This window comes from Streptomyces mutabilis, from assembly GCF_014649815.1.
Classification (GTDB): Bacteria; Actinomycetota; Actinomycetes; order Streptomycetales; family Streptomycetaceae; genus Streptomyces; species Streptomyces mutabilis.
In genome coordinates this window covers 1-587 of the sequence record NZ_BMTT01000220.1, presented here as the reverse complement: position 1 = coordinate 587, position 587 = coordinate 1, and the positions used below count along the sequence as shown (strand labels likewise).

Below are 587 nucleotides of genomic sequence, written 5' to 3'. Positions count from 1 at the left end.
ATCTACCAGCCGAATTAATCATTCTGCTAAGTGGAACTCCCACTGGCGAAGAAAAAGGCCAAGCTAATAGGTAGGGTTATGTTAAAACGAATTAAAATCTCTCAAGGTTTAATGTGTGTCCTGACTCTGTTTTGTATTATTCAGGTAATATCTGGAGTACAAAGCATTCACGATGCCTACCAAACTCAAAACAAATTAAAACAAATCTCATACAGTTTCGACCAGTTACGCACTATGGATAACACCTACGCGGCGTTAAATACTTTACGTACTGATATTATTGCGCAGGCGTTTAGTTATATTGCTAATCCACAGGTGGAAGATGCCAATATTACTACATTCATGCAAACGATGGATGCACGTAAGGCAGAGGTGGATACGTTGATGAATGAATATGTCGAACTATCTGCACAAACTGGATTTGATCAGCAACGCATGGCAGAGATCAAACAACTTTATCAAAAAAGTCGTTATGACTTAGATCTTCTTGTGCAATATTTAAATGAACGTAATACCAATGCAATTCGTTTGATCTTAAAAAGTCCAGCCAACGATAACTTCACTAATTCATTATATGAAGCAACAGA

The 587-nt window shown here is 37.3% G+C and carries 1 protein-coding gene; it reads left to right on the top strand.

Annotation, left to right across the window (positions count from 1 at the left end; genetic code table 11):
* Positions 1-30: 30 nt before the first annotated feature.
* The coding region (locus IE142_RS40110) for a Tar ligand binding domain-containing protein (RefSeq protein ID WP_229831276.1) at positions 31-587 on the top strand (557 nt) is incomplete at its 3' end.